Annotated in this window: 3 protein-coding genes; 2 read left to right on the forward strand and 1 reads right to left on the reverse strand. The window is 71.0% G+C overall.

Features of this window, described 5'->3' with window-relative positions:
- The first annotated feature begins 251 nt into the window (after positions 1–251).
- Positions 252–1424, forward strand: coding sequence for an ADP-forming succinate--CoA ligase subunit beta (gene sucC / locus ACYVE9_RS19620; RefSeq protein ID WP_461029189.1), 1173 nt, complete (start codon positions 252–254; stop codon positions 1422–1424).
- A gap of 45 nt (positions 1425–1469) precedes the next feature.
- The gene (gene sucD / locus ACYVE9_RS19625) at positions 1470–2354 is read left to right on the forward strand and encodes a succinate--CoA ligase subunit alpha (protein ID WP_461029190.1); all 885 of its coding nucleotides are present in this window, start codon (positions 1470–1472) and stop codon (positions 2352–2354) included.
- Positions 2355–2453: 99 nt separating this feature from the next.
- On the opposite strand, the gene ACYVE9_RS19630 is transcribed toward sucD, so the two are convergent.
- A partial coding sequence (locus ACYVE9_RS19630) for a SigE family RNA polymerase sigma factor (RefSeq protein ID WP_461029191.1) occupies positions 2454–3459 on the reverse strand: 1006 nt, incomplete at its 5' end.

Here is a 3459-nt window from a genome sequence, read left to right on the forward strand (position 1 = left end):
CCCGCAGGCACGCGCGCCGGGGCGTGCGGGGGCGCGCGTGAGGGCGTGCGCTGCCTGCGGGGGTCGCGGTGCGCAGCCGGTCGGAGGCCGTATGTGACCCGTCTCACCGCGCCGGTGTGACGTGGAATTTATGCAGTGCACAGCCACAGGGCTAATCTGCAAGGCGGACATGCCGCGGACATCGCAGACGCGGCCACGCGGCACGCCCACGCTGACAACGAACCGCGAAAACTGATGAGGGACGGACGCGCGTGGACCTGTTCGAGTACCAGGCGAGGGATCTCTTCGCCAAGCATGACGTACCGGTGCTGGCCGGTGAAGTCATCGACACGCCCGAGGCGGCGCGCGAGGTGGCCGAGCGACTTGGTGGTCGCGCGGTCGTGAAGGCGCAGGTGAAGACCGGTGGCCGAGGCAAGGCCGGCGGTGTGAAGCTCGCCTCCGACCCGGATGACGCGGTCGCCAAGGCGGGCCAGATCCTCGGAATGGACATCAAGGGGCACACCGTTCACAAGGTGATGCTCGCCCAGACTGCGGACATCGCGGAGGAGTACTACGTCTCCTTCCTGCTGGACCGCACCAACCGCACCTTCCTGGCGATGGCCTCGGTGGAGGGTGGCGTGGAGATCGAGGAGGTCGCCGCCACCAAGCCGGAGGCGCTCGCCAAGATCCCGGTCGACGCCATCGAGGGCGTCACCGAGGCGAAGGCCCGCGAGATCGTCGAGGCGGCCAAGTTCCCGGCCGAGCTCGCCGACCAGGTGGTCTTCACCCTGCAGAAGCTGTGGGACGTCTTCATCAAGGAGGACGCCCTGCTGGTCGAGGTCAACCCGCTGGTCAAGACCGGTGACGGCAAGGTCATCGCGCTCGACGGCAAGGTCTCCCTCGACGCCAACGCCGAGTTCCGCCAGCCGGACCACGAGGCGCTGGAGGACAAGGAGGCGGCCGACCCGCTCGAGGCCGCAGCCAAGGCCAAGGGCCTGAACTACGTGAAGCTCGAGGGCCAGGTCGGCATCATCGGCAACGGCGCGGGCCTCGTGATGAGCACCCTGGACGTCGTCGCCTACGCCGGTGAGAAGCACTCCGGCGTCAAGCCGGCGAACTTCCTCGACATCGGTGGCGGCGCCTCCGCCGAGGTCATGGCCAACGGCCTGGAGATCATTCTGGGTGACCCCGAGGTCAAGTCCGTCTTCGTCAACGTCTTCGGTGGCATCACCGCCTGTGACGCTGTCGCCAACGGCATCGTGCAGGCGCTGGAACTGCTCAAGTCCAAGGGTGAGGACGTCAGCAAGCCGCTGGTCGTCCGGCTGGACGGCAACAACGCGGAGCTGGGTCGCAAGATCCTTACCGACGCCGCCCACCCGCTGGTCGAGCAGGTCGACACCATGGACGGCGCCGCCGACCGTGCTGCCGAGCTGGCAGCGAAGTAACCCCGGACCGGGACTGACGAGGACAGACGAGGACATCGACAACCCATGGCTATTTTCCTCACCAAGGAAAGCAAGGTCATCGTCCAGGGGATGACCGGCTCCGAGGGCCAGAAGCACACCAAGCGCATGCTGGCTTCCGGCACCAACATCGTCGGCGGCGTGAACCCCCGCAAGGCGGGCACCACGGTCGACTTCGACGGTCAGGAGATCCCGGTCTTCGGCGGCGTGAAGGAGGCCGTCGAGGCCACCGGCGCTGACGTCACCGTCATCTTCGTGCCGGAGAAGTTCACCAAGGGCGCGGTCATCGAGGCGATCGACGCCGAGATCCCGCTCGCCGTGGTGATCACCGAGGGCATCGCGGTGCACGACAGCGCCGCCTTCTGGGCGCACGCCGGCAGCAAGGGCAACAAGACCCGCATCATCGGCCCGAACTGCCCGGGCCTGATCACGCCGGGCCAGTCCAACGCGGGCATCATCCCGGCGGACATCACCAAGCCCGGCCGCATCGGCCTGGTCTCGAAGTCCGGCACGCTCACGTACCAGATGATGTACGAGCTGCGGGACCTCGGCTTCTCCACCTGTGTCGGCATCGGCGGTGACCCGATCATCGGGACCACCCACATCGACGCCCTCCAGGCGTTCGAGGCCGACCCCGACACCGACCTGATCGTGATGATCGGTGAGATCGGCGGTGACGCCGAGGAGCGTGCGGCCGACTTCATCAAGGCCAATGTCTCCAAGCCGGTCGTCGGCTACGTCGCGGGCTTCACCGCGCCCGAGGGCAAGACCATGGGCCACGCGGGCGCCATCGTCTCCGGCTCCTCGGGCACCGCCCAGGCGAAGCAGGAGGCCCTGGAGGCCGCCGGCGTCAAGGTCGGCAAGACCCCGTCGGCGACCGCGCGCCTGGCGCGCGAGATCCTCGGCGGCTGAACATCGGGCCGCCGAGGCGGCCCACGGTGTGACGGGTCCGGGCCCGCCCCTGCTTGCGGGGGCGGGCCCGGACCCGTGTGGGCGCACCTCGGGGCACGGTTAGCGGGACAGCTCGTCGAGCATGGCCGGCAGCACCTGCGGGATGAGCGTGCCGCTCTCCGTCGTGGCGACGGTGAAGGACGTGGCGGTCACCACCGCGACGGTGAGACCGCAGGCGGCCAGTATCCAGCGCCGGGACTGCCGCTCACTGCCGGTCCGGACGATCCGAGCCGGCACGGTGCGCACCGGCTGGGCCGCCGCGACGCGCCGCAGCAGGGTGCCGATCAGCTCACCGCGCTGCTCGGGCTCGGTCTCCCGGACCACCGGCAGCAGCTCGGCCAGGGCTTCGCGGGCGTGCAGCAGCCGCCCAGCGGTGGCCGGCGTGCTCGCCTCCGACTCGGCTGCCGTCTCCGGCAGGCCGAGCCTTATGCCGTCGTGCAGCAGCAGCGTGCGGCGGTAGCACGGCGGCAGGCTGAGCAGCGCGTCGAGGCACTCCTTGTCCTCCGGCAGCCCGGCGTAGGTCTCGGGGGAGTGGTGCCCCGGGCGCAGCCGGCTCCACGGCGACAGCGCGTACTCGTGGGAGCAGGCCCGCACCCAGCCCGCCGGGTCCCGGTCGACCGCCACCTCCGGCCAGCGTTCCCAGGCGGTGTGGAACGCCCGGCGCACCGCGGACTCGGCGAGGCCGCGGTGGCCCGTGAGCAGGAACGTCTGCCGGGTCAGGGAACGCACGTGCCGGCTGTACAGCGCGTCGAAGGCGGCAGCCGGGTCGCCGGTGCGCGCCGCCCGGGCGCCCCCGTCCGCTCCCGCCTCTGCCCTCGCTCCCGTCTCCGGAGCCTCCGCCGCCTCCGCCGCCGCTGAGCCCGCCTCCGGCGACGCTGCCTCGGTCCGGTACTGGTCCGCGGTCCGGTCCGCCGGTGCCTGCTCCTCGGCTGCCGGATCCGCCGTCACCGGATCGGTCGCCGTGCCGGTGCTGCCGCCTCCCGCTCCGGCAGCAGGGGCCTCGCACCCCGCTTCCCGGTTCGCCGCCCGTCGTGCGGGCCGGCCGGTGCCCCGTCCCGTGCCGTGA

This window comes from Streptomyces sparsus, assembly GCF_054776295.1.

Coding starts and splice junctions, on each gene's coding strand:
- sucD (WP_461029190.1), top strand. CDS start 1,470: ATGGCTATTTTCCTCACCAAGGAAAGCAAGGTCATCGTCCAGGGGATG.